This is a genomic window from Pseudomonas sp. NIBRBAC000502773, from assembly GCF_006517195.1.
Lineage (GTDB): Bacteria > Pseudomonadota > Gammaproteobacteria > Pseudomonadales > Pseudomonadaceae > Aquipseudomonas > Aquipseudomonas marginalis.
The window spans coordinates 4,058,517-4,083,827 of sequence record NZ_CP041189.1 but is presented as its reverse complement, the minus strand read 5'-3'; the positions used below and the strand labels follow the sequence as shown (position 1 = coordinate 4,083,827).

Genomic DNA, 25,311 nt, shown 5'->3' with positions numbered 1-25,311 from the left:
GTAGGAGCGAACGTGTTCGCTCCTACAGATAGCGTTTGGTTATGGGAAACAGACTGTTCAACGTATCGATCAACCGCACCAGGTAGATCGGCTTGCGAAACAGGTCCAGCACCTGCAGGCGCAGCATATCGCTGACGTCATCCATCTCGGCATGACCCGACATCACAATGACCGGCAGGTGCGAGCGTGAGGTGTGTTCGCGCAGGCGCTTGATCAAGGAGATACCACTTTCCTCGGGCATGCGCAGGTCAGTGATGACCAGGGCGATATCAGGGTTGAGGGTGAGTTCCTGCAGAGCCTCGGTGACGGAGCTGGCCGTGAAACAGACGAACCCTTCATTCTCGAGGGATTCGGCGAGCTCGATAAGGGCGTCCTCTTCATCGTCCACTAACAGGATTTGTTGCCGGGTCGGCGAAGAGGAACTCATGGGAAAAGTCCTGACACTGGTAATGCACTCAGGGTAGTCACACCACAGTATTGATCAAGTGCCGATGCCTGTCTGGATCGAAGTAAAAATAGCCTTAACTTTGGTACTGATGGGCGTCATGAACAGCCCGATCACCGCCGCGCACATCGCCGCGACAATTGCATATTCGATACCGGAAGCCCCTTCTCTTTCATAGGAAAAAATCTGGATTTTGATAAACACCTTGCGAATGACATCAAGGAACATATGACTTCTCCTGCGCGCTCAAAGCGCCGATATAGAGGGCCTACGACATGATTCCGCCTTGCTGTTAGAGCATTGTCGGCAAATGCACTCCCAACAACTGTAATAAGCGACTAATCACAAAGTATTAGCCAACTCCATGGCGCCAAATCCGGGCTGTTTCCAACTGAAGTACAGAATATTTCCCAGGGGGTAATGGCATTTCGTCCTAGCTGAACTACCTTCAAATAGCGAAATAGTTAGATGTTCAGCGTGAACTCATTGCGCAGTGACTGGATGGACCAGCCGGCAGGTTCTGCAGTAGGAAAGGGAGAGCCTTTATGAGCAGTCGCATCAGTATGATTCTGGCCGGATTACTGTTGGTGGGTGCGCTGATTGCCGGCTATTGGGGCCTCGTGCTGAGCCGTACGGAACCGGCAACCGCCGTCGTCACCCAACCGCTTGCCAGCGCTACTGCGGTCGCGCCCGCCGAAGACCCCACACGTCAAGCCGTGGTGGTGCTGACCCATGACGTGCCGCCCTTCGTAGCCCTCACGGCTACCGACCTGGCCCTGGAAAAGCTGCGTACGGCCCCGGCAGGCAGCCTCACCACACTGGAACAAGCCATCGGCCGCGTGCCCTGGCGCAGCCTTGAGGCCGGCACGTGGTTGACCGAACAGAGCTTCGACGCCGGCGGGAGCCTCGCCCGCATGATCCGCCCCAATGAGCGCGCCCTGGCCGTTGCCGTGGATGAAGTCACCGGTGCCGGCGGGCAATTGAACCCCGGCGACTATGTCGACGTGATGCTGTACCTGCGCCAGGAAAACGGTAACCCGCAACCTTCGGCGCAAACCGTAATCCCTGCACTTCGCCTGCTGGGTGTGGGCGACCAACTGGGGCTGACCAATGACGGCAAACCCGGCTCCCCCGTGGCAACCACGGCGCAAGACAAAGCCAGGCAACAACAGAACCGCGCCAGCGCACGCACGGTGTTGCTCGCGGTTCCAGAGCAATTGATGACTCGGCTGGTGCTGGCGACCCAGGCAGGCGCATTGCGCCTGGCCGTGCGCAGCGCCGACGAACAACGCTTGAGCCTCTACTGGGCGGGCGACAATGACTCCCTGGTAAACCTCGACAATGCCAAGCGCGATCTCTACCAGTTCAATCAGTTGGCCTTTACATCCACCCCCACCAACAACGTCAGTCCATCGGCGGCCAACGGCACGCCACGTCGCTCGAGTATCGAGGTGATACGCGGCAACCAGGTTACTCAACAAACGCCCTGATAGCGCTAAGGATGCCTTGAATGAGCAGTCGTTCCGTGCGGTTTTTTTCACGCGCTTTCTGGGCCCTCGTCATCCTGCTGGGGAACGGCAGCGCACAGGCGGCAACCGGCAACTGCAGCAGCCTGGGCCAATTGCCCGCTACGCTTGAAGTCGGTGAGGGCATGCAACAAGCCCTGCAATCCCCGGTGGCCATTACCCGTCTGGCCGTTGGTGATCCAAAAATCGCCGACGTTCAAGTCAACGGTAACCAGGCGTTCCTGCTCACCGGCGTCTCCCAAGGGGCCACCAGCCTGATGATCTGGACGGCATGTTCGAGCAGCCCACGCCAGAGCATCGTGTTCGTCAAAGGCAAAGCCACCTCGGCGCTGACCAGCCTGTCGCTGTCGCCCTCGGAAGATCCCTCGTTGCCCAGCCAGGTGCAGACCGACATCCGTTTTGTCGAAGTCAGCCGCTCCAAACTCAAGGAAGCGAGTACCTCGATCCTGGGGATCGGCAAGAACTTCCTCATCGGCAGCCCCAACCTGACCGTGCCCAGTGCCGGCACGCTGGCCCTGCCAGTGAGCGCGTCCAACTTCAATATCGGTTTCGGCGGCGGGCGAGTCTCGGCCATGATCAACGCCCTGGAAAGCAGCGGCTTTGCCTATACCCTGGCGCGCCCCAGCCTGGTCGCCCTGAGCGGGCAAAGTGCAACCTTCCTGGCCGGTGGTGAGGTGCCGATTCCGGTGCCCAGCGCGGGCAGCGACACGATCTCCATCGAATACAAAGAGTTCGGTATTCGTTTGACCCTCACCCCCACGGTGGTCGACCGAAACCGCATCACCCTCAAGGTGGCCCCTGAAGTCAGCGAGCTGGACTACAGCAACGCGGTGCAGATCCAGGGTATCCAAGTCCCCGCCCTCACCGTGCGGCGTACCGACACCAGCGTGTCGCTGGCCGATGGTGAAAGCTTTGTCATCAGTGGCCTGATCAGCACCAACAACCGCTCCACCATCAACAAGTTTCCCGGGCTGGGCGATATCCCGGTGTTGGGGGCATTCTTCCGTGACGCCAACATCAGCCGAGAAGAGAAAGAGCTGCTGATGATCGTCACCCCGCACCTTGTGCAACCCCTGGCCGCCGACGCGCAGTTGCCCTCCCTGCCCGGCGAAAAACTGCGCAGCTACGACCCGAACTGGTACCGCCTGTTCTTCCTCGAAAATGGCAACTTCGACCGGCGCACGGGGCTTTCCCAATGAGCGAGAGCCTGAGCCAGACATTCCTGGCCATCACGCGCAACAGCACAGACCTCGAATGGCTTCAGGGCGCTCTTGCACCGCTGGGCCAAGTGGTCAGCGCAGGGGGCAGCCTCGACGAGTTGCTGGCGCTGGTCGACGTGACCTTCGCCAACCTGGTCTTCATCGGCCTGGACCGAGAAAACGTCACCACACAGTGCGCCCTGATCGAAGGGGCACTGGAAGCCAAGCCCATGCTGGCCATCGTTGCGTTGGGCGACGGCATGGACAATCAACTCGTCCTCAATGCCATGCGCGCCGGCGCACGTGACTTTGTCGCCTATGGCTCGCGCTCCAGCGAAGTCGCGGGCCTGGTGCGACGCCTGAGCAAACGCCTGCCGGCGGTCACCCATACCACCCACCTGGGCGGTCTCACGGTGCTGTATGGCACTCAATGCGGTACCGACGGCGCATTGCTCGCTCTCCACCTGGCTCAGGTGGTGCAAAAAAGCGGGCAGCAAACTCTGGTGCTGGACCTGGGCCTGCCCCGGGGCGACAGCCTGGCGTTGCTGGGCCTGGAAAGCTCGTTTCACTTCGGGGATGCCCTGCGCCACTTGCGGCGCCTGGATGCGACCCTGATCAACAGCGCCTTCACCTCAACCGAAGCCGGCCTGCGCATCCTGGCCTACACCGACGGCGACGAAGCACTGGAGCAAACCAGCGCCGCCGAGCTGTATATGCTGCTCAGCGCACTGCGCCAACACTTTCAGCACATTGTGGTGAACCTTGCCGGGCAACCGGACAGCGAAGCGCTGCGCACCTTTGTCAGCCACTGCGACAAGCTGCTGTGGTGCACCGATCAAAGCGTGCTCGACTGCCGGCGCAACCTCGCGGTGCTCAATCGATGGCGCGAAAAAGGCATGAAACTGGAGCACGGACGCCTGCTGGTCGACCGCTATATCAAAGGCGCCGCTCCGGAGGCCGAAGCGCTGGGCAAAACCTTCGGCCTGGAGGTGATTGCCGTACTGCCCCTGAGCGCAGAAATCCGCCTGAATGCCAAAAACCAAGGCCAGACCTTGTTTTCCCTGTCGCCACGGGAGCCGTTGACCCAAGGCCTGCGCACCCTCGGCGAGCGTCTGGCCAAACATTCCGAGGGCCTTGAGAAACCACCAGCCAACTGGTTCACCCGGCTCTGGAGCACAAAATGAGCAGCGAGAAACTGTTCGGCGTGCCGTTACGTGGCGCGCCAGGCACCACCGATCACGACGGCCTCAAGCTGGTCCTGCACCGCTATATCATCGATGCCATCGAGGAGTCGGGAAAAAACCTGCTGGAAGGCACCCGCCAAACCCTGGCGCAATTTGTGACGGATAAGGTCGCCGAGTACATCACCCGCATGCACCTGGCGGTCTCCCGCTACGAAATGGAGCGTCTTGCAGAAGAGCTTGTCGATGAACTCACCGGGTTCGGGCCTCTGGAGGTGCTGCTGCGCGACGCGTCCGTCACCGAAATCCTGGTCAACGGCCCCCATCGCGTGTTCATCGAACGCGATGGCCTGTTGCACCAGAGCGACCTGCGCTTTATCGACGACCATCACGTGGAGCGGGTCATGCAGCGCATCCTGGCGCCGCTGGGGCGGCGCCTGGACGAGTCGTCGCCGATGGTCGATGCGCGGTTGCCGGACGGCAGCCGGGTCAATGCGATCATTCCGCCGATTGCCCTGGACGGCCCCTGCCTGTCGATCCGCAAATTTCGCAAGGACATGCTCAAAAGCACCGACCTGATGGCCATGCAAACGATCGACCAGGCGATTTTCGAGTTCTTCCAGGAGTCCGTCGGCAAGCGCTGCAACATTTTGATCAGCGGCGGTACCGGCACGGGAAAAACCACGCTGCTGAACATCCTGAGCCAACTGATCAACCCCCATGAGCGGCTCGTCACCATCGAAGACGTGGCCGAACTGCAACTGGGCCACCCCCACGTGGTGCGCCTGGAAACCCGTCCGCCGAATGCCGAGGGGCACGGTGAAGTGAAGGCCAGCGACCTGATTCGCAACGCCCTGCGGATGCGCCCGGATCGCATCATTCTGGGTGAGATTCGTGGCGTGGAAGTGCTCGACGTCCTCACGGCGATGAACACCGGCCACGACGGTTCGATGAGCACCGTGCACGCCAACAACGCACAGGATGCGTTGCTGCGCCTGGAGACGCTGGTGGGTCTCACCGGTCGCGTGATCGCGGAAAAAACCCTGCGCCAGATGGTCTGCGCGGCACTGGATGTGGTGATTCAACTGACTCGCCTGCCCGACGGCCGCCGTTGCGTCAGTGAAGTGGTGGAAGTGGTGGGAGTGCGTGATGACGTGTATGTCACCAACACGCTGTTCCGCCATGACAAACGCACCGGGTTCGGGTTCCTGCGCGACGCCGTCAACCCCGCCGGCGACAAATTGCGCCGCGAAATCCCCATGCCACTGTAGGAGACGCCTGATGATCGGTCCGATCCTGCTCGCGTTGATCTCCCTGGGCATGCTGTTGCTGGCCACGCGCCTGATGCGCAGTGGCTTGCGCCAGGCCCGGACCGATCGTGTGATGGAGCGTCTCGGCCAGGGCCAGCCCCAGGCGTTGAATGACAAGACCGTGGTGAGCAGCCTTGAGCGCATGTTCATTCGCGCCGGCTTGGGCAAACCCACCGAACGCCTGGGGCTATGGCTCACACTATGGGGCTTGGGCGTGGTGCTGGGTGTGCTCGCCGCTCAATGGCTGGGCCTGCTGGCGATGCTTTTGCTGCCGCCGCTGATCCTGCGGTTCTACCTCGCCCTGCGCTACCAACGCCGTTTGCGTCGGATGATCGAGCAATTGCCGCAACTGCTGGACCATGCCGTGCGCAGCCTCAAATCCGGACGCACGCTGGCGGATGCCGTACTGGGTGGCATAGAGGCCAGTGACGACCCGCTGAAGAGGTCCATGGGGCGTATCAAGCGCAACGTCATCCTCGGGGTCAGCCTGCCGGAAGCCGTGCACGACTTTGCCGAGTTTTATGAACAGGATGAACTGCGCCTGTTTGCCCTCGGCCTGAAGGTCAATCATCGCTACGGCGGCAACGCCAGCGAACTGCTGGAAAACCTGATCAAGCTGATCCGCGAACGGGACCAAGGCGCCCGTCAACTGCGGGCGATGACCGGGGAAACCCGGGTGACAGCGGTGGTGCTGGCGCTGCTGCCGGTCAGCGTTGCCGGCTACTTCCTGTTGACCAACCCGACGTATCTGGTGGGGATGTGGACGGATGACAGTGGCCGCTGGATGCTGGTCGGTGCGTTCCTCATGCAGGTCTTCGGTTGCGTCGCGCTCTGGCGCATGCTGAGGAGCGTCTGACATGGCCCTGCTGCTCAGCGCATTATTATTTTTTGCCGCGCTGTTGCTGGTGGTCGGCAATATCCTGGCGCAACGTCGCCAGCAGCGCCTGGTCACCTCCCGATTGCAGGGCGAAACCACGCGCGAAGACAAGATAAGCCAGTGGTTGCGCCAGTTAGGTAACACCCGGATTGGCCAACGCACCATCAGCCTCGATAACGAAACCCAAACCCTGCTCAACCGACTCGGCTGGCGCAGGGCCGGTCAGCGCTCGATGTTTGCTGCCTGCCAAGTGGCGACGCCGCTGTTGCTGCTGGGCCTGACACTGTTGATACAGGGCGTGTTTTTCGCGGAGGCCGACCCCGTATGGCTCGCGCCATTCCTGGGGCTGGCCACGGGTTACTTGCTGCCCAAGCGCGTGCTCGCGGCGCTGGCCAAACGTCGCCAGGAACAGATTGCCCAAGAGGTCTCGACCTTTATTCCGCTGCTGAGGATCCTGTTTGAATCAGGCATGGCCGTTGAGCAAACCCTGCGGGTGATGGCCCATGAAGCACAAAAACTGCTGCCGGTGCTCACCTCGGAATTACGCATTGTGCTGGCCCGGGTAGACTCGGGCCTGGAGCTTGGCGAAGAGTTGAGCAAGGCCAGCCTGATGCTCGGCGTCGATGAATTCAGCGATACCTGTTCGATTCTGCAACAGCTTCTGTACCAGGGTGGCGGCGCCATGAAATCGTTGCAGGCGCTCAAGCAACTGCTGGACGACCGTCGCCTGACGCGCATGCAGGAATTCATCTCCAAGATGTCGGCGAAGATGTCCGTGGTGATGATGGTTTTTCTGTTTCCGGCGTTGCTGATTGTATTGGCCGGCCCCGGTTTTATCGCCATATCGAAGGCCATGGGGCCTTGAAAGGACACACGATGAAAGCACTGATTGCTGCATGCGGCTTGTTGCTGTTGGGCGGTTGCGCAAACCTGGGCCAGACGCCCTGGGCGGGGTTCACCGCTCACGGCAGTTGTTCCAAGCCCAGCGCCGACCAGGAACTTTCGCTGAACCTTGCCGACGACATGGTCAACGACGGCAAGCTGCACGCCAGCCTAGCCAATCTGCAAAACATGTCGGACAGCCTGCCCCAGGTACGCCTGCGCAAGGCCAAGGTCTACCGCCTGCTTGGGCGTAACGAGGCAGAGCCGCTGTACAAAACCCTGCTGGGCACATGCTTGTCGGCGGAAGGCGAACACGGCCTCGGGCAATTGGCCGTCGCCAGGGGTGACAACGCTCAAGCCATGGCGCATCTGCAACAGGCCGCCAGGCTGTCGCCCACCGATGAAAAGATCCGCAATGACTTGGGCGTGGTCTACCTCAACCAGCTGCGCATGAACGATGCACGTTTCGAATTCCTCACCGCCATGGAACTCAACCAAGGCAATCAGTTGGCCGCCGTCAACCTGGTGACCCTGCTGATTTACCAGGACAACTGGGGCCAGGCGGCACAAGTGGCCGGACGCATGGGGTTGAGTCCTGATCAAGTCACCCAGGCCCAGGCCCGGGCGCAGCAGCTCAAACGTTCACCGGTATCGCCATCCAAGGCTCAGATGGCGACGGTCAGCAAGGCCTTGCCGGCGCCTATCCAATAAGTCATCAGGGAGTGCCCCTATGAAACTCACACTGCTCGCCAACCTGCTGCTGGCAACGCTGCCCCTGGCCGCCCAGGCCATCGAGCCCGGCCCCTCCTCACCGCAGCAGCAACAGACCGAACACTGGCTACAGCTGCAGCTCAGCGGCCAAATGGCCTCCTCCACGCCGCAGAAGGCCACCCCCGCTGAGCGCGAGAACGCCATGCAGCGCCTGATGGACAGCTACAAACACGCGATTCCCGAGTATTACGAGCAGAAACAAGGCGGCAACTCAGCGGGCGGTGGTAGCAAATAGTCAGTGGGCGCTCACCCGTTGGCGTATCGAAGCACCACTGGGTGACAGCGCCAACGCCAGTTGCGTGCGGTTATGCATGTGCGTCAGGCGCAGCACCTGGGACACATAGAGCTTCACGGTGTTTTCCGTGATGCCCAGCTCACAGGCAATCTGGTAGTTGGTCTGCCCCTTGCCCACCAGCCTGGCGACATCCAGTTGGCGCGGTGACAGTTGTTTGAAAATCACCGGAATCTCGACGTCGGCGGCTTCGCCGTCCTCAACGCTCGAGACAGCCAAGGGCTGAGGGCTGCTGCGTACTTTGTCGAGATCGTGATACAGATCATCGATAGACGCCGAGAGGTACTGCAGTTTCTGGTTCAACTGCCCCAGTTCCAGGTTTTTGTGCTGCTCTTGCAGCACCGCCTCCTGGCGCTGCAAACCTTCGAGCAGTTCATTGAGGTTGATCGGTTTCTGATAGTAGTCCGCAATTCCCGCGCGCAACGCCTTGATGACATCCTGCTTGTCGGCGCGCCCCGTCAGCATGATCGCTTCGAACACGCGCTGCTTGCCGGCCAGGCGCTGCAACTCCTGCACCAACTCGATACCGTCCATGTCCGGCATATGCAGGTCGCACAGCACCAGGCCGATTCCGGCGTCTTCGCGAAAACGCTCGACCGCATCAAGGCTTGAGTGACAAGGGGTGCAACGATAACCGCTACTTTCCAGAAACTCGCAGAGTTCTTCCACAATCAGAGGCTGATCATCGACAACCAGCACTTTCACTTCAGAGGTAAGCTTGTTCACGCGCAACTCCATGCCTGGGCAAGCCAAAGACCAACCGATCCATTGCTCCGCTTAATTTTTCCGAACAACGTAACTACAAACGTAGACGTACTTTCTGACTATGTACATAGCACCAACCTACGTCACGACTAATGGATCCAAACCCATGCCAGGGCGAATCCCACAAACAGAAAAGGCGCAAAGGGCTGCTTGTTTGACGCCTGCGGCTGAAGGGACTGCAAAGCGTTTCTAACCCCCTGATTCATCAGCGGCCACGCCCTCGGCGCCAATAACAGCCACGCCACACTTGCCGCCCCCGCACCGACAAAAGTGCCCAGCAAGTAGTCGCTATTGGTCGCCACCCCCAGAGCCGCCAGTAATTTCACATCCGCCGCCCCTAACCGGCCCAAGGCATAGCCGGGCAGGCTCAACAGCAGCGCCAAGCCAAACGCCCACCCACCCTCGGCAGCCGAAGCGCCAAGCCAGGTAGTACCGCTCCAGAGCACGTAGAGCCAAGCCAGCAGCAACCCACCCAGGGTCAGGCGGTTGGCGATCTGACGTTGACGGACATCCTGCACCGCACACAACGCCAGCCAAACAAACAGCAACAGGCTCTGAATCACGTAAAAAAAATCCCTTTCCGCTGAATGATTCTATGCTGACATCAGGTAGTGGTTGTCAGGGTAGACGCAGTCATGAAAAAAGGCCTCCCTCGAAAACAGAAAGGTGCCGCCGCGCTTGAGTTCGCGATGGTATTCATGATTTTTTTTGCCGTGTTTTACGGTTTGCTCAGTTACAGCCTGCCACTGCTGCTGTTGCAGTCATTCAACCAGGCAACGGCGGAAGGCGTGAGGCGCGGCGTGGCCCTGGACCCCACCACCCCAGGCTACGCCGATGCCCTGAAAAACCGCGCAATCGCCGCCGCCCAGGCACAACTGCAATGGCTGCCCCCCGCCTTCAAATTCGTGCCCGCGTATGTCACAGCCACCTATTCGGGCACCGGCATGCTGACCGTACAAATCAACTACCCCTCCGACAACCTTAAGAGCGTCTTGCCCTTTCTGGTCCTGCCGGGCCTCGGCACCGTGCCCAACTTGCCTGCGACACTCTCCGCCCAAGCGAGCCTGCAGTTTTGACCGCCGGGGAAAGGTTTTTCGATCGACTCCTGGGCCGCCCTCCTGGCCTCCATGCCTCGTCGGCCCAGCCACCCATGCATGTCGGCCTGCACATCCAGCTGGACAACCTCGGTCGGGTGGTGCAAACCCACGGAACGCTACGTCATCGTTTGGCAAAGACGCCTGACCCGCAACACCCGGTGCCGCTGCTGGACTATGTGCAAGACCACAGCGCCGTCGTGATCGAGGGCAACCCCGGCGACTGGCAGGGGCAGAGCCTGGACCTGGATTTCAAGGGGTACGGCGGGCGGCCCGTGCAAACCCGAGGCTGGATTGAGCCCCAAGGTGATGGGTGGCTGCTGCAGCTGTTGGACATCGGCGACTTGATCGCCCACCGGCATTTGGCTGAAGGCATCGAGCAGAATCAGTACCTGAGTGACCAGATCAGCGAGCGACTGCGGGTTTGCAGCCTGACGCGCTTGCCCGAGGTGCTGCAGGACAACCTGCAAAATATCGCCCAGCACTGGCAGATTCCCTGTGTCGCCATTGCCCTGCTCGACGAAAACGACCAGGGCTGGCTGGTTCATAGCCATTATCGCGCCCACCATGCACCGCCGCTGTGGCACGACGGGCAATCCCTGGGAACGGCCTTGGATAGCCTGGACGGTAAGACCCCCTTGAGCCTGACCCTGAACCAGGGCCTCAGCGAACATCCACGCCTGCAAGGGGTTTTCGCCAATGCCGAGGGCTTCCTGGTGCCCTACCGTGACGAGCATGGCGTTGCCGCCTGGCTGCTCTGCGGTTTTTATCGTGACGAAGAACAAGCCAGTGAACGCGCCTGGCTACAGCTGACTGCGGCCCTCGCGGCACCTCTGCTCAGCCGCCTTCGCGAGCAGCGTCATCAGCAGCAATTGGAGCGGCTCGAAGCCCTGCAAGGTTTACTGGGCACCGGCTGGTGGGAGCTGCCGGCAGACACTGAAGACATACAGCTGGCCCCGCAGTTGCTGCAGCACCTGAGCCCCCACCACAGCACCCCACGTATGGCCCTGACAGACTGGCTGACGCTGATCCACCCCGCTGATCGTCAGGAGCTCGCCAGCCGCCTGCTGGACTTGCAGACCCTGAGCAAGCCGGTGTCTGCCAGCGTGCGCCTGCATCGCCTGGACTCGGCCCAAAGCCCCATCTGGTATCGCGTTCAAGGCCTGGCATTGGGCGCAGGACACAGCCGTCGAGTGATCGGCTTCATGCTCGACATCAGCGACATAAAAAACCAGCAGCAACAGGCCGCCGCCGCCCACGCACGGCTGGATAACCTGATCGCCAGCTCCCCGGCAATCATCTACGTGCAACGGTATGTAGAAGGCACCCTGCAGCCGCTGTTTTTCAGTGACAGCCTGCTGCCTCTGCTCGGGCGCACCCTCGCCGAGTGCACGCCGGCCACCCTCATTGAATGGATCCATCCCGAGGACCGCGACCTGTACTTCGAACGCACCCGCCAACTGCTGCGTGAAGGCAATGTGCGCAGCCGCTACCGCGTGTGTGACAAACAGGGTCATTACCATTGGCTGCTCGACGAAGCCAAGCTGCTGCGCGATGACCTCGGTTTACCGGTCGAAGCCGTCGGCCTTTGGCTGGACGTCACCGACGCGACCCTGGCCGCCGAGCACATCAAGCAAAGCGAAGAACGCTACCGCATCCTGGTGGAAGACTCGCCGGCGATGATCTGCCGCTACCGCCCGGACCTGACACTGACCTTCGGCAACACGCCACTGGCCAACTACCTGGAATGCCTGCCCACACAACTGCCGGGGATGAACCTTGGGCATTGGCTGTCGGAGGAACAGCGCCAGGCCTTTGTGCAACGCATCCGCCAGCTGACCCCGGAATTCCCGGTCAGCACTGCTGAAATCAGCCTTGAACTGCCTGGGCGCGAGCATGCCTGGTGGGTGTGGTCGGACCGCGGCGTGTTTGATGAGCATGGCGCGCTGGTGGAAGTACAAGCGGTGGGTCGCGACAACACGGAAGTGCGCCGCTCCCAGCAACAGCTGACCCAAAGCGCCAAGATGGCCACCCTCGGCGAAATGGCCACGGGCCTGGCCCACGAGATCAACCAACCGCTGAACGTGATGCGCATGGCCATCGTCAATGTGCTCAAGCGCCTTGGCGACGGCAACGCCGAGGTCGATTACCTCACCGAAAAACTCCAGCGCATCGATGCCCAGGTGCAACGCGCAGCGCGGGTGGTGGACCATATGCGGGTATTCGGCCGGCGCTCGGAAATGGAGCAACAGCCCTTCGACCCGACGCAGGCTGTCGAGGGCACGCTGTCCCTGCTCAACGAAGGCTTGCGTGGCAAGGGGGTGGATGTGCGTGTCACCCTGTCGGACACACGGGTGCAGGTCAAAGGCTATGTCGATCAGTTGGAACAAGTACTGATCAACCTGATGGTCAACGCCCGCGATGCCCTGTTGAGCCAGCGCGAAACAAACCCGGCGCTGCGCCCCTGGATCGCGCTGCGTTGCGAGCAGGACATGCGGCATGTGCGGATCTGGGTAGAGGACAACGGCGGCGGTATCGACCCACGCCTGCTGGAGCGAATTTTCGAACCGTTTTTCACCACCAAGCCCATTGGCGTGGGGACAGGACTGGGCTTATCAGTGAGCTACGGAATTGTGGAAAACATGGGCGGCCGCTTGAGTGTCGTCAATGGCGAAGCAGGCGCCAGGTTTTGTGTGGAGTTACCCATCGTGGACGCTTAAATCACCAGTGCCGCCTGCCCGTGGGGTTTGCAACTGAGGTTGGCACCGACTTCCACCTGGTTCAGATTGATGCCCAGCGTGGACAGCAAGCCATTTACCAGCGGGTCGACAATCGGGCTGAGCACCGTACCGATAACGTTGCCCAGGGTGGTATTCACGTCGTTGAGCAGCGTGGCACTGGTTGTCAATAACCCGCCGAGCAGGTTGAAGCCTGTGGGTTTGTAAACCTGGAACTTCAACCGTCCTTGCAACGCCTGCCCGAGGGACGCCACCAAACTAGCGGTCGAGAGCCCATGGTAGAGCGGTGGCTGCTTGATCTCCGGTGGCTGGTTGTAGGTGTAGGCGCTACCAGCGGCGGTGATCGGTCCCAAGTCCGGGTCGATAAGCATCCCAATCCCACCGCCATAAAACGCCTTGCGGTTAGGGTAATCGCAGGTGGTCGGGCCAAGCCCCAACAACGGCTTGAGGCAGGTCACCGCACCGATGTCGATCACCGGCAGCGGTGGCACCGTCGCCAGCGGCGGACTGGTACCCAACGAATTGATCAGGGTGGGGCTCTGGCCGATTTTGATGGTCACCACCGAGGCGTTGGTTTGGGTGGTCAGCGTTTTAGTCGCGTCACTCGCACAGGTGAACCCGGTGACATAGCTTTCGGCGCTGCCCAGTTCCAGAATCACATCGACACTGGAGACCGGTGGGTTCGTCGCGGAAGACAGCAGCCTCAAGTCGGTGGTCTGGCAAGGAACGCCGCCCACCGCACAGAGGAGCGAGCTGACGGTCCCCGCCAGGTTCAGGCTGAGCAGATTGTTCAACACGTCCGAAAGCGGACTGACCAACCCGTTCAAGACCAGATTCACCGCAGGTGTGTTAAGCAGCGGAAGCGCCACCGTCAGCCCCAGGCTGAGCTGAGCCGTGCGCACGTAAATCCGCGTGCTCGCGTCGGTTTTATTCTTGGCGTAAGTGGGATCGCCGATTGCCGACAGTTGCGGCGGCTCGATCACTTTGAGCTTGACGCTCGCATTGACCAGGCCCGGGATAGTCACCGGCACTTCAGCGACCACCCCGTTTTTCTTGTTGGCCAGTTGCACAAAAGCTTCAGCCAGTTGGAACACATTCAACGTGGTGTTGAGCCCGGCGGCCACCGCCCCCGTCTGCAACTGCAGCACGTTGCCCAACGTCACGTCGAGGTTGCCCACCAACGCATTGATCTGCGTAAGCCCTGAGGCGGCCACCGTGGCGGTGCCGGTGCCGGCCTGCAAGACGATGACCGCCGCATCGATCAGTTGACCGAGCTTGAGGTTCTTGGCCAGCAACTCGTCGTAATTACCCGCCTGTACCCCCACGTTCACAGCCAACTGGTTCAAATAACCGAGCAGGTTGATGTTGTTGTCGACCAGGCCCTGCCAGCTGGCAACATCCAGTGACAGGTTACCCCCCAACAGTTTGCCGAACACCAGGTTCAACGCCGCGGAATCGTTGGAATTGACCGACACCAGGGTGGACTTGATGGTCAATTGCGCCTGGGGCGGCAGAATCTTCGGCGCGGCCACAGCCCTGGCCGTCAACAGCGTGTTCAGGCTGTAGGCACCGCCATTGAACAGCGACCACACGCCACCGGCGACACTGGTCAACACCGGGCGCGAAGCGATCACCTGAATGGCATCGCGCTGGGTGGCGTCTGCGGAGAATACCCGTAAATTCGAGGCCGCCGTGGTCAACGAGCCGCAGCGAACATCCAGTGCATTGGCAGGCGGGATGATGTAGCCATTGCGCGCAGCACTGGCGCCAGCAAAGGTGCTGGCGGTGTTGTTGCTCGCCGCCAGGCAATCGCCGTTGCGCTGCACCGCTTCCAGTGCGGCCATGTCGGCAATGCCTTGCAGTTTGCGTTTTTCAAGATAAAGCCGGCCGCTGTCGACCACCAGCAGCAGGAAAACCAGCGCCAAACCCAGCGTCAAGGCCGCCATCAAGCCAATCGCACCACGCTGCCTGCAACGAAGTCGGGGAGACATCGAGCACTCCTTCGCGCTTACTCTCCGTAGATGCTGTGGAGTGTAGACAAGGCTTCATAGGAGCGCTGGCAAGTCGCCACAAATCAACCTGATGGCAAACAGGCGCAGTCGGACGGACGCAAGCACAGCGCTCCGGCAGAGGGTCAATGCGGGGGATAGCTGGAGAGGATGCGGGTCACCGTCGTGCGAATCGCGTTATTACGATCCTGGGGGTTGGGCGTGCTGCTCATCATCTGTTCATCACTGCCGCGCCACACCAACTTGCCGTCCTTGCCGTCGAGCAGGTCGATCTGGATGGTCGCCACCTTGTAGGTGATGTTGCGTGTTTCGTTGTACATCGGCCCGCCCCAATAGCCGTTCCACGGGCCGCCCCAGGCGCCGCCATAGTTGGTGGTGACTTGTTGCTGGCGGTCTTCGACGATCAGGTAGGCCTGCACGTTCAGGTCAGCCCGGGTGCCTGCGGCTGCCGGGCGCAGGCCGCGCTGGTCAAGCTGTTCACCCACGGCCTGGCGGATGCGTTGTTCGGTGAGGTCGCTCTTGATCCGCGGATCATCAGGGCGGTATTGCAGCGCCGGGTCTTTCCAGGCCCAGTTGCGGTAGGCGCCGAAGTCGCGGCTGGCATCAAAATCGTGGTTGACCTGGCTGGTCTGGCAACCGCCCAGCAGCACAACAAAAGCTAGCGTAGCGATACGACGAAACATGGTTGATCTCCAACAAGGGACCGGGCTTTAGATGAGAATAGCTGTTAACTCGGAGGATAGGCGGTCATCGCCTTTTGCACGGCCTGGCGCAACGCATCCGCACGCTCGCTGAGGCTGCCCTGGCTGCCGGTTTCCGCACTGGCACTCCACACCGGCTGGCCGCTGCGGGCGTCGAACAGGTTGACGCGCACCACCACCACTTGAACTTCATAGGTGCGCACGATCGGCACCGAGTTGTACATACCGTAGCCCGGGCCGTAGCGGTTATAGCCGCCGTATCCGTAGCCGTAATCGTCCTGGACCTGCTTGAGACGCTTCTCCAGGCGCACATCGGCGCTCACCAGCAGGTCCGCCGGGCGGTTGTCGTGCAAGGGCCGCAGGCCGCGCTGGTCAAGGGCGCCGCTGACCGCTTCGGCGATCTGCGCCGAGTCCGCCCAGGCCGTGCCGGCCGGGAGCTGGCCGTTGCGCCAGGCCCAATTGCGGTAGGCGCCATAGTCGCGCACCGGCGCCGGGTAGGCGCTGGCATCAAAGGTCGTGGCCGCCTGCGCGGGCGCAGGTGGCATCGGCGCAGAAGCCGCCACATAAGGGTTGGGGCTGGAGCAGGCGCCCAGCCCGAGGGATAACAGGATCAAACAGAGACGACGCATTTCGACCTCCGCAGACTGGGCCGCTTATACCGGACGGCAGATCCAGTGCAAATAACGCCCAAGTCCGGCAAAGCTTGGGTGACGACGGTGAGCGAGTTCCATCTCTATAAGGTCCTTCAAGTCGGCGCGGGCCTGGAATTCCACCGGCATATAGTCGTGGAATACCCGCACGCCACTTTGGCTTTCGACCTGCCAAAGCCCTTCGAGTTGCGCCGCCAATTCCCGCGGGTCGAGGGGCTGTTGCGGGGTCAGGCTCTGCTTTTCGCCGGCCATGTCATTCTTGCGCATCTTGCGGAAATGGCCTTTGAGCAGGTTGCGATAAATCAGCGCATCGCGGTTGTAGAACGCCAACGACAGCCAGCCCCCGGGCAGCGTCAGCTGATGCAGCACCGGCAGGATCCCGTGGGGTTCGGCCAGCCATTCCAGCACCGCATGGCACAGCACCAGGTCGTAGGGCTCGGTGAGCTGGCCGAGCAGGTCTTGCCACGGCGCATGGATAAAGGTAGCGCTCTGCCCGGCCTCGGCGAAGCGCTGGCGCGCGCCTTCGAGCATCGGCTCGGCGGGTTCGGCCAGGGTCACCTGATGGCCGCGTTCGGCCAGCCACAGCGACATATGCCCCAGGCCCGCGCCGATATCCAGCACGCGTAACGGGCGCTCCGGCAGAGCCTCAGCCAGGTCGGCCTGGAGCACTGCCAGGCGAATCGCGCCTTTTGCACCGCCGTAGATTTTCTCGGCGAAGCGCGTGGCCAACTGGTCGAAATGCCGGTCACTCATGGGTAAACCGCCGCTCGCTGTCGGCCAGTTTGGCGCGCACCACCTCGTTCATGTCCAGGCCCAGCTCGCTGCACAGCAACAGCAGGTACAGCACGATATCGCCCACTTCCTGGCCGGCGTGGGCGAGTTTGTCGGCGGGTAACTGGCGGGACTGGTCTTCGCTGAGCCACTGGAAGATTTCCACCAGTTCGGCCATTTCCACGCTGGCGGCCATGGCCAGGTTCTTCGGGCTGTGGAAAGGCTTCCAGTCGTTGGTATCACGGATGCGGTGCAGGCGTTCGGTGAGGTGTTCGAGGTTCATGGGGGCTCCTGAATGGGTATAGCTTCAGGGGGATGGAGAGTGAAGGCAAGTGAATAGCGGTGGTGCGACGATTCGACTTGCCGCCGATGAGGCCCTAATCCACCACGCTGAATTCGAGCCGGGCGGTCTGGCCGGCTTCGTCGAGGACGCTGAGTTGGTAGCGGCCCAAGCGCTCGAAACTGGCATTGATGCTGTCCTGGTTGGCGCTGTCGCCCAGAGGGGCGCCGTTGAGAAACCACCAGCGCCGGCCGCTGCCGCCCAGGGCGGAAAGCTTGAGGCGCAGGGTTTGCTGGCTGGCGGCGGGCAGGCGCAGTTGGTCGCCTTCGCGCACGCCGACAATCGACAGCGGCGAAGACGCCGCCAGCGCCGGTGGCGGGCAATCGGGGTCGGCGGCGGGAATCCGCGCTTCACGGCGCTCGATCCTGGGCAACCATGGCTCCAGCGGTGCGGGCCACAAGGCGATATTTTTAGACACCGCGCCAGGGCAATGGGCATCCACCCTCAAGCCCTTGGCGTTGACCCAGACACTTTCCATCAAGCCGACGCTCAATGGCTGATCCAGCGCCTGCAAGGTCGGCGGCGTGGTGTTGTCCAGGGTCCAGGCAAAGCGCTGGCGGCGGCAATTCGGATCGCTGCGGTTCATGGGCTGGCCCAGCGGCCAACAAATCGCCGCCACGCCGACATTGGTCGGTACCGCCACCACCTGCGCGCTGATACCGCGCTGGCTGTCGCGATTGGTCAGCACGTCATGCACCTGCAACATCAGCGGCGCCGCCGAGGCCAAACCGAACTGCCCCGGCACCGGCGTGCCGTCCGGGCGACCGATCCACACACCGATCAAATAGCGCGGCCCCACGCCAATCGCCCAGGCATCGCGAAAACCGTAGCTGGTCCCGGTTTTCCAGGCCAGGACCGGGCGCTGCACCAGTTCGGCACGCGGGTCGCGATCAGGCCGCGCCTGGCCACTGAGGATGCGCCGAACAATCCAGGCGGACCCTGGCGACAGCAAGGGCCGTTCTCTCAGCGTATCGTCCGGCTGTAATCGAAGGGTGGCGCTCCTGCCGTTGCGGGCGAAGGCGCTGTAGCCACTGACCAGATCCTCCAGGCGGCTGCCCGCGCCGCCGAGGATCAGCGCCAGGTTGGGCTCGGCCAACGCCGGCAGGGCCAATGGCACGCCGCCGATGCGCATCTGCGCGGCAAACCGCTTGGGCCCGTAGGCTTCCAGCAACTGCACCGCCGGCAGGTTCAGCGAACTGGACAGCGCCGTGCTCGCCGGCACTGCGCCGGTAAAGCCCATGGAAAAGTTGCCCGGGCGATAATCGCCATAACGCCGGGGCACATCCTGCAGCAGCGATTCGGAGTGAATCAGGCCCTCGTCCAGGGCCATGCCATACAGGAACGGCTTCAAGGTAGAGCCCGGCGAACGCAGCGCGCTGATCATGTCCACATGGCCAAAGCGCTTGGCGTCGTTGATGTCCACTGACCCCAGGTAAGCGCGCACGGCCATGTTTTCTTCTTCCACCACCAGGATTGCGGCCGAGGTGTATTCCGGCAACCGCGCACGCCAGCCCAGCAACAGGTCTTCAAGACGGCGTTGCAGGGTGGCATCCAGCGTGGTGCGAATCAGCGGCGGGCTGTCCGGACGGTTCAGGCGGCGGGCAAGCAGCGGCGCCAGGCTCGGCTCCAGGCGCGGGGCGAGCAGCAACGGCTCTTCCAGCGCTTCGTCGACGGCCGCTTGTGGCCACACCTGGAACTCGGCGAGGCGGCGCAGTACTTTGTCGCGGGCCTCCTGGGCGCGCTGCGGGTGGCGATCCGGGCGCAGGCGGCTCGGCGCCTGGGGCAATACCGCGAGCAAAGCGGCTTCGGCGTGGGTCAGTTGCGCCGGGGACTTGCCCAGGTACGCCCAGCTGGCGGCCGCCACGCCCTGCAACGTGCCGCCGAACGGCGCGCGGTTCAGGTACAGGTTGAGAATCTGTTCCTTGGACAGGTGCCACTCCAACTGCGCCGTGCGCCACAGTTGGCGCAACTTGCCGTGGAAGGTCCGCGAGTGAGGATCCAGCAGACGCGCCACCTGCATCGACAACGTACTGCCACCCGACACCACCCGCGCGCCCGTCAGGTTCTGCCACGTCGCCCGCACCAGCGCCAACGGGTTAACACCGGGATGCTGATAGAACCAGCGGTCTTCGTAGGTGAGCAGTGCATCCAGGTAATAGGGCGACACTTCGCTGGTTTGCACCGGATAACGCCACACGCCGTTGGCATCGGCAAACCGCCATAACGGAGTGCCATCCTCGGCCAGCACCACCCGCGCCAGGTCGTCCTTGGGCAACGGCAACGGCCAGATACGATCGGCCAGCCACAACAGGGCAATCATCAAGACCAGGCTCGCCAGGGTCCAACGGAGAAGTAAACGCAAATTCAAACGGCGAAACCTCTATGCTTCACAGGAACTCGCCTGGTTGATAAACAACCAAAGGCTCAGTGCAGGCAATTTCGTCCACTCTTTCATCGAGACACACCTATGCAAGTAGACTTTTTCGGATGGTTGGGTCACACACTCGGTCTGATCATCCACTACATCGTCGAATTCTTCAGCGGGCTGTTCAATATGCTCTCCAACGCTGGCGGCGACTTTGTCGGTGGCATGTCCCGAGCATTGGGCATGGACACCTCGATCATCAGCATCCTCACCCTGATCGTCGGCCTGCTGTTTCTGTATTCGGCCGTACGCGCGTTCATGCGTGCCTCAATCATCATCGGGGTGATCTGGCTGATGCTTGGGCTGTGGCTGCTCAGTTGGGTTGTGCACTGAACCCATCTCCTCATCCGTAGATACCGTCTTATCCAACACCGCACAAATCCGTAGGGTTTGCGCGGTGCGGATAAGACGGTATCTGCCAGCGCCGTCTCAGCGTCCTTTGATCACCAGATCCGCCGGCGTTTCCCCCACCGCCTGCCAGTTCGGCCGGTACATCGACTCCACCTGTGGCGGCGGCACGCGGTAAGTGCCCGGTGTCACGGCACGGGCCAGGTACAGCAAGTGCGTGGTGCCATCGCCGTCGAGGTTGATGGCCGCCACGTAACGGTCATCACGAAACTCCTGATGCTTGAGCGCCGCGTTCTGCATCGACTCGCGCCATTCCTTCACCTGGCTGCTGGCGTTTTCCAGGCTGGCCGCGCTTTGTGCAAGGTTCTGGTTTTCCAGCTCCAGGCCCGCCGGCAGCAGGTCTACCACCAAGGCATCCGGCACGCGCTGCCTGGCGCTCACCGCCAGGTGCACCAGCACCAGGTCGCCGCTATTGAGGTTGCGCAGGTTCAGCGGTTGGCCATTCATGCCCAGGTATTCCCGGCGGATGCTCAGGTTGTCGCCACCCGGTGCCGGTGGCACCTGGGGATAACCCGAGATCGTCAGTTGCTGGTAGACCGGCACATCGCCCTGATTGGTCAGGTTCAGATCGCCAGAAAGCAGCTTGCCTTCCAGGTCCAGCGTCGACTGTTGATTGTTCAGCTCGTGAGCCCCACCGCTGCCATTGAGCAGGACCTTCCAGGCAGACTCGGGCTGGGCGAACCCCAGGCGCCCGGCCAGGAACAGCGAATTGCGCTCCTGGGTCGACAGGTACGGGCTGGCCGCCAATTGGTCCGACAGGGTAAACAAGCGCTCCTCACGCTTGCCCTTGGCCAAGTCGTTTTCTTCCAGCAATGCCAGGATCATCGCCTGATCGCGCAGAGAGCTGCCGTAGTCAGCCAGCCATTCCTTGGCGCTGCGTTGCGCCGCCAGGCCGGCCAGCAAGGCTTGATCCGCGCGGGGCTGGTCACCCATCTTTTGTAATGCGATGGACAACTGCACCAACGGCAACCCGGAACGCGCGTCGCTGCGCCGCTCGAAAATACTGCGCAGCGCCCCCAACGGCGCCTGCTGACTGCGCGCCAATACCATGCCGGCGTAGGCCTGCACGGCAAAGCGCGTGTGGTCAGCGTTGTCGCTGTAGTCGACTTCGATCAGGTTGCGCTCCTGCACATAGCGCAGCAGGCGCTCGCTGGCTTTCTTCAGCGCTTCGGGCGGTACCGCAAAGCCCTGGTCACGGGCACGCAACAGGAAGTCGGTGACATAAGCCGTCAGCCAATATTCCTCTTCGCCATCGGCGCCCCACAAACCGAAGCTGCCGTTGTAGCGCTGCATGCCCAGCAGGCGCTCGATGCCCAGCTCGATCTTGCGTTTGCGCTCGGCATCCGGCTCGCCCTTGATGCTCAAGCGTTTGAGCAGCGCGTCGTCGGCGTACAGCGACGGGTACAGACCACTGGCGGTCTGCTCCAGGCACCCATAAGGATAGGCCTTGAGCGCCGAGATCTGCGCGCCCAGGTTCAGCGGCGGCCGGCTTGACAGGCTCAGCAGCGCCTCACGCCCAGAGGCATCGAATTGATCCAATGCGCCGGCGGGCAGGCTCCACGGCTCGCCCTTGAGCACCGCGCGGTAATGCTTGAGCAACGCCGGGTAGGCCGGGCGCACACCCAGGGTCCATTCGCGGCTGAACGGCGGCAGGTTCTCACCGGGCAGGTCCAGGCCATTGACCGTGACCTTCACCTTGCCTTGACCCAAGCCACCCCAGGCTTTCACCGGGATACGCAGGGTGGCGCGCTGGCCTTGCTTGAGCTCGACGGTTTGCGCGCCGCTGTTGACCAGCTCCAACTGCCCTTCGGCACTCAGTTGCACATCGAGTTTCTGCGCCTTGCCCGACAGGTTGGACAGGTCCAGGGCCAACGTCGTCTGGTCACCGCCGGCGAGGAAGCGCGGCGCCGACAGCTCGGCGATCAGCGGCGCGGCGATCACGGTCTTGCCTTCGGCCATGCCGTAGCGGTCGTCGCTCCAGGCCTGGGCCATCAGGCGCAGTTCGCCGTTGAAGTCGGGGATGTTGACGCTGACTTCACCCTCGCCCTGCTCATTCAAGGTCACCGGCGCGCTTTGCAGGGCGACGATGGTCACACTGGTGTCCGGACGCTTGCCGCCCTTGGCCAGCGCGGCGTCACCCCCAAAGGCCAGGCTGGCCAGGCGGCCCTGCCCGGCTTCGATCAACTGGCCGTAGATATCGAACTGGTCCACGCCATAGGCCTTGCGGCCGAACAGGCTGGAGTACGGGTCCGGCGTCGGGTATTCGGTGATATTGAGGATGCCCACGTCCACCGCCGCCACCAGCACGTGCACCTGTTTCGGCACGCTGCCATCGGCGTTTTTGGCGGCGATCTTCACCGTCAGCGGTTGCTTGGGGCGCATTTTTTCCGGCGCGGCCAGGGTCACGCCAAGCTTGCGTTGGGTGCGATCCAGCGGCAGATGCAGCAGGCCTACCGCGCGCTTGGGGGTGATATTGGCTTTGCGCTCGCCGGGACGAATCACCAGGGCGCTGACGTACAGGTCATGGCGCGACCATTTCGGATCAAGCTTCACGGCAAAACTTTTGCCTTCGGCCGGCACGTCGATTTCCTGCCACCACAGCGGCCCTTCGGCGGACTCCACCAGCAGGTAGCCTTTACCGGCCGCCGGCGGCGTGACCGTGACGTTGGCGGTGTCGCCGTCGCCATACGCGGGCTTATCCAGTGCCAGCTTGACCTGATCGGGGCGCACGGCGCCGCCCTCGGTGTTGTCCTGGGCCTGGTAGCCGGCCCAGAAGCGCAGGCTGCTGACCAGACCGGTCTGCGGGTCTTCGACCTCGACGCGGTACGGGCCCCACTCCACCTGGAAGCTGACCTTGGCGGTATCGCCGGCCTTGATGTCCAGGGTCTGTTCGTCGAGGTTGAGGAATTTCTCGTTGTAGTGATAGCTCCAGCCATCGCTGTCCGAGTAATTCCAGTAGTAGTCACGGCGCTCGCGTACCAGGCGGACCTTGAGGTTTTGCGCGGCAAGTTTCTGCCCGTCCTGGTTGGCCAGCAGCACTTCGAATTCTGCCGGGCCGTCGCCATTGGTTTCCTTGCCGTCAAACAGGCCACGCAGGCCCGGCAGTTGCTCGGCGGGCCAGATCGGCTGTACCAGGCGCCGGGTGATCGGCCGCCCGCCCGACTCGTGCAGGCTGGCTTGCACGATCAGTTGCAGGGGGGATTTGGCCTCGGCCCATTTGCTTTCCAGGGTCAGTTCTTCCTGGCCCTTGGCGTCGAGCACGCTTTCGTCGAGCTCGAAGTCCTGGCTCAGTTCCTCTTCGGTGACGGAGCCGAATTGATAGCCCGGCAGCGACTTGACCGCTTCGCGCAGGGGGCGCACATAGACTTGTCCGCTGACGCGATTGCCCGACGCCGGCGCACCATAGAGGTAGCGACCGTTGACCTTGATCACCGGGTTATCCGCCGGGCTCAATGCCGTGTCGCTGCCCTTGAGTTCCAGCGCCAGGCGCTCGGGCAGGAAGTCTTCGACGAGGAACTCATACAGCTGCGGCTTGCCATCGCCCAGGTCGAACACCAACTGCCAGCGTCCGGTCGGGGCTTCGCCGGCCAGCTGCAGTTGATATTGATAGAGGCCGGAGGCGTCGGCATCCCAGACGAACTTGCGGCTCACCTGTTCATCCGGGCGACGCACTTCGACGCTCACTGGCTGCGGCTTGACCGCGTTGCCGTCCTTGTCCCGCAGCAGTGCGTTGAGCAGCACGGTTTCGCCGGGGCGATACAGGTCGCGCGGGCCGAACACAAAGAACTGCAACGGATGGGAAGGTTGGCCGCCGATATCGAACTCGGCCAGATCCAGCGCAGCACTGTCCAGGCGCAGCAGACTGGTCTGCTCACCCTGTTTGGCCAGCAGCACCTGGGCCTTTTTCGGCAACGGCAACTCAGCGTGACCGCCCTTTTCGGTCTTGCCCTGGCCCAGCACACGGCCGTCGGCGTCGAGCACTTCGAGGTCGACGCCATCCAACGCCTTGCCACCTTCCAGCGCCTGGGTAAACACATCCAGGCGATTGGCGTAGCGGTGCACCGACAGGCCGATATCGCTCAAGGTAAACAGCGTGGCCGGTTGCGAATAGTTGTAGGTGCCCGAGGCACGCATCACCGCCAGGTACACGCCCGGTTGCTGCAATTGCTTGAGGCCGGCGATCGGCAGCAGCAGGGTTTCACGGGTATTGCGCGCCGGGTTCAGGTCGAAACGGCCGCCGTAGACCAGGTCGGCCAGCGGCAGCAGTTCGCGGGATTCATAACTTTGCAGGCTGGTATTGCGCCCCCACTGTGCCAGGAACGACGGCAGGGATTCGGGCTTGATCCGGAAGAATTCAACGTCGATCTTGTCGACGTTCAGCGCGATCACCGGCAGGCCTTCGGCCAGGCGCGTCGGCAGCAATGTGCCACGGCTGGCGAAGCCCACGGTGGCTTGCAGGTCACGGGTTTCCAGGCGGGCGATGTACTCGGCGGCGAGCGTGTTGGCGTTGACCGCCTTCACCCCGGCATCCACCGTCAGCACCAGTTTGCGCTGGGGCTCCAGGTGACGCAGGCGCAGTTCCATGAGGTTATCGGACAGCTCCCAGGCGCCATCGACCTTGCCGGACTTGCTGTCGACCAGATGGAGTTTGTCGGCAAACTTCTGCTCCGGATCCAACGGAATGGAAAAACTCACCGACAAGGTGCTGGCGCCGTCCAACTGCACCTCGGACACGTCCACCACACTCAACTCACGCCCGGCATAACGCTGCTTGAGCGCCGCCACATCCACCGCGGCCTTGGCCGGTTTCGGCGCCGTCGCCACGGTGGGCGCAGGCGGTGCTGCCGGTTTATCGGAAGAATCGCAGGCGCTCAGCAGGGCCAGCGCGCAGGCCAGGAACAATCCTTTGTTAAGCATGGGGCACTCG

General features: G+C 62.2%; 22 protein-coding genes. 11 read left to right on the top strand and 11 right to left on the bottom strand.

Annotated elements, in window-relative coordinates:
* Positions 1-22 precede the first annotated feature (22 nt).
* Positions 23-427, bottom strand: a complete 405-nt coding sequence (locus tag NIBR502773_RS18715) for a response regulator (protein ID WP_065940961.1) — start codon at positions 425-427, stop codon at positions 23-25.
* Positions 428-481: 54 nt separating this feature from the next.
* Entirely contained in the window at positions 482-673 is a 192-nt protein-coding gene (locus tag NIBR502773_RS18710; protein ID WP_065940960.1) for a Flp family type IVb pilin, read from the bottom strand.
* Between the two features lie 317 nt (positions 674-990).
* Between NIBR502773_RS18710 and cpaB the strand changes: the two genes are divergently transcribed.
* From cpaB to NIBR502773_RS18670, 8 genes are read left to right on the top strand one after another with little or no spacing between them, the layout of a single operon-like run.
* A complete protein-coding gene (cpaB, locus tag NIBR502773_RS18705; protein WP_115486330.1) occupies positions 991-1,935 on the top strand; it encodes a Flp pilus assembly protein CpaB in 945 nt (314 codons plus the stop codon).
* A gap of 20 nt (positions 1,936-1,955) precedes the next feature.
* On the top strand, positions 1,956-3,170 hold the full coding sequence (locus tag NIBR502773_RS18700; RefSeq protein ID WP_141156654.1) for a type II and III secretion system protein family protein: 1,215 nt from the start codon (positions 1,956-1,958) through the stop codon (positions 3,168-3,170).
* Positions 3,167-4,354 (top strand): pilus assembly protein, encoded by a 1,188-nt coding sequence (locus NIBR502773_RS18695; RefSeq protein WP_065940957.1) that lies wholly within the window; start codon positions 3,167-3,169, stop codon positions 4,352-4,354. The genes NIBR502773_RS18700 and NIBR502773_RS18695 overlap by 4 nt, the downstream gene beginning before the upstream one ends.
* Positions 4,351-5,622, top strand: coding sequence for a CpaF family protein (locus NIBR502773_RS18690; RefSeq protein ID WP_141156653.1), 1,272 nt, complete (start codon positions 4,351-4,353; stop codon positions 5,620-5,622). The genes NIBR502773_RS18695 and NIBR502773_RS18690 overlap by 4 nt, the downstream gene beginning before the upstream one ends.
* A 10-nt stretch (positions 5,623-5,632) precedes the next feature.
* Positions 5,633-6,517, top strand: coding sequence for a type II secretion system F family protein (locus NIBR502773_RS18685; RefSeq protein ID WP_141156652.1), 885 nt, complete (start codon positions 5,633-5,635; stop codon positions 6,515-6,517).
* 1 nt (position 6,518) lies between these two features.
* Positions 6,519-7,403 (top strand): type II secretion system F family protein, encoded by an 885-nt coding sequence (locus NIBR502773_RS18680; RefSeq protein WP_065940954.1) that lies wholly within the window; start codon positions 6,519-6,521, stop codon positions 7,401-7,403.
* A gap of 11 nt (positions 7,404-7,414) precedes the next feature.
* Entirely contained in the window at positions 7,415-8,131 is a 717-nt protein-coding gene (locus NIBR502773_RS18675; protein WP_141156651.1) for a lipopolysaccharide assembly protein LapB, read from the top strand.
* Between the two features lie 19 nt (positions 8,132-8,150).
* Positions 8,151-8,426: a DUF3613 domain-containing protein gene (locus NIBR502773_RS18670; RefSeq protein ID WP_115486335.1), complete on the top strand. Its 276-nt coding sequence runs from the start codon at positions 8,151-8,153 to the stop codon at positions 8,424-8,426.
* Here the strand turns inward: NIBR502773_RS18670 and NIBR502773_RS18665 are convergent, their stop codons facing one another.
* Entirely contained in the window at positions 8,427-9,209 is a 783-nt protein-coding gene (locus NIBR502773_RS18665; protein ID WP_141156650.1) for a response regulator transcription factor, read from the bottom strand.
* 128 nt (positions 9,210-9,337) lie between these two features.
* On the bottom strand, positions 9,338-9,811 hold the full coding sequence (locus NIBR502773_RS18660) for a prepilin peptidase (RefSeq protein WP_115486336.1): 474 nt from the start codon (positions 9,809-9,811) through the stop codon (positions 9,338-9,340).
* A 72-nt stretch (positions 9,812-9,883) separates the two neighbouring features.
* Between NIBR502773_RS18660 and NIBR502773_RS18655 the strand changes: the two genes are divergently transcribed.
* Both NIBR502773_RS18655 and NIBR502773_RS18650 read left to right on the top strand, forming a co-directional pair.
* Positions 9,884-10,324, top strand: a complete 441-nt coding sequence (locus tag NIBR502773_RS18655) for a TadE/TadG family type IV pilus assembly protein (protein WP_065940950.1) — start codon at positions 9,884-9,886, stop codon at positions 10,322-10,324.
* Between the two features lie 74 nt (positions 10,325-10,398).
* On the top strand, positions 10,399-13,062 hold the full coding sequence (locus tag NIBR502773_RS18650; protein WP_373682350.1) for an ATP-binding protein: 2,664 nt from the start codon (positions 10,399-10,401) through the stop codon (positions 13,060-13,062).
* Here NIBR502773_RS18650 and NIBR502773_RS18645 read toward each other — a convergent pair.
* The 6 genes from NIBR502773_RS18645 to pbpC all read right to left on the bottom strand — a co-directional run bounded on the left by NIBR502773_RS18645 (position 13,059) and on the right by pbpC (position 19,871).
* A complete protein-coding gene (locus NIBR502773_RS18645) occupies positions 13,059-15,071 on the bottom strand; it encodes a pilus assembly protein TadG-related protein (RefSeq protein ID WP_141156648.1) in 2,013 nt (670 codons plus the stop codon). The two genes, NIBR502773_RS18650 and NIBR502773_RS18645, sit on opposite strands and share 4 nt — an antisense overlap.
* Positions 15,072-15,214: 143 nt before the next feature.
* Positions 15,215-15,772, bottom strand: a complete 558-nt coding sequence (locus NIBR502773_RS18640; protein WP_027607982.1) for a DUF4136 domain-containing protein — start codon at positions 15,770-15,772, stop codon at positions 15,215-15,217.
* A gap of 44 nt (positions 15,773-15,816) precedes the next feature.
* A complete protein-coding gene (locus NIBR502773_RS18635; RefSeq protein WP_065940947.1) occupies positions 15,817-16,419 on the bottom strand; it encodes a DUF4136 domain-containing protein in 603 nt (200 codons plus the stop codon).
* A 24-nt stretch (positions 16,420-16,443) separates the two neighbouring features.
* Positions 16,444-17,193 carry a methyltransferase domain-containing protein gene (locus NIBR502773_RS18630; RefSeq protein WP_141156647.1) on the bottom strand — a complete coding sequence of 250 codons (750 nt, stop codon included), beginning with the start codon at positions 17,191-17,193 and terminating at the stop codon, positions 16,444-16,446.
* On the bottom strand, positions 17,186-17,494 hold the full coding sequence (locus tag NIBR502773_RS18625) for a MazG-like family protein (RefSeq protein ID WP_141156646.1): 309 nt from the start codon (positions 17,492-17,494) through the stop codon (positions 17,186-17,188). The genes NIBR502773_RS18630 and NIBR502773_RS18625 overlap by 8 nt, the downstream gene beginning before the upstream one ends.
* Positions 17,495-17,588: 94 nt before the next feature.
* Positions 17,589-19,871: a peptidoglycan glycosyltransferase PbpC gene (pbpC, locus tag NIBR502773_RS18620; protein ID WP_065940986.1), complete on the bottom strand. Its 2,283-nt coding sequence runs from the start codon at positions 19,869-19,871 to the stop codon at positions 17,589-17,591.
* Between the two features lie 147 nt (positions 19,872-20,018).
* Between pbpC and NIBR502773_RS18615 the strand changes: the two genes are divergently transcribed.
* Positions 20,019-20,309 (top strand): hypothetical protein, encoded by a 291-nt coding sequence (locus NIBR502773_RS18615; RefSeq protein WP_115486344.1) that lies wholly within the window; start codon positions 20,019-20,021, stop codon positions 20,307-20,309.
* Positions 20,310-20,405: 96 nt separating this feature from the next.
* On the opposite strand, the gene NIBR502773_RS18610 is transcribed toward NIBR502773_RS18615, so the two are convergent.
* Positions 20,406-25,301, bottom strand: a complete 4,896-nt coding sequence (locus tag NIBR502773_RS18610; protein ID WP_141156645.1) for an alpha-2-macroglobulin — start codon at positions 25,299-25,301, stop codon at positions 20,406-20,408.
* Positions 25,302-25,311: the final 10 nt, after the last annotated feature.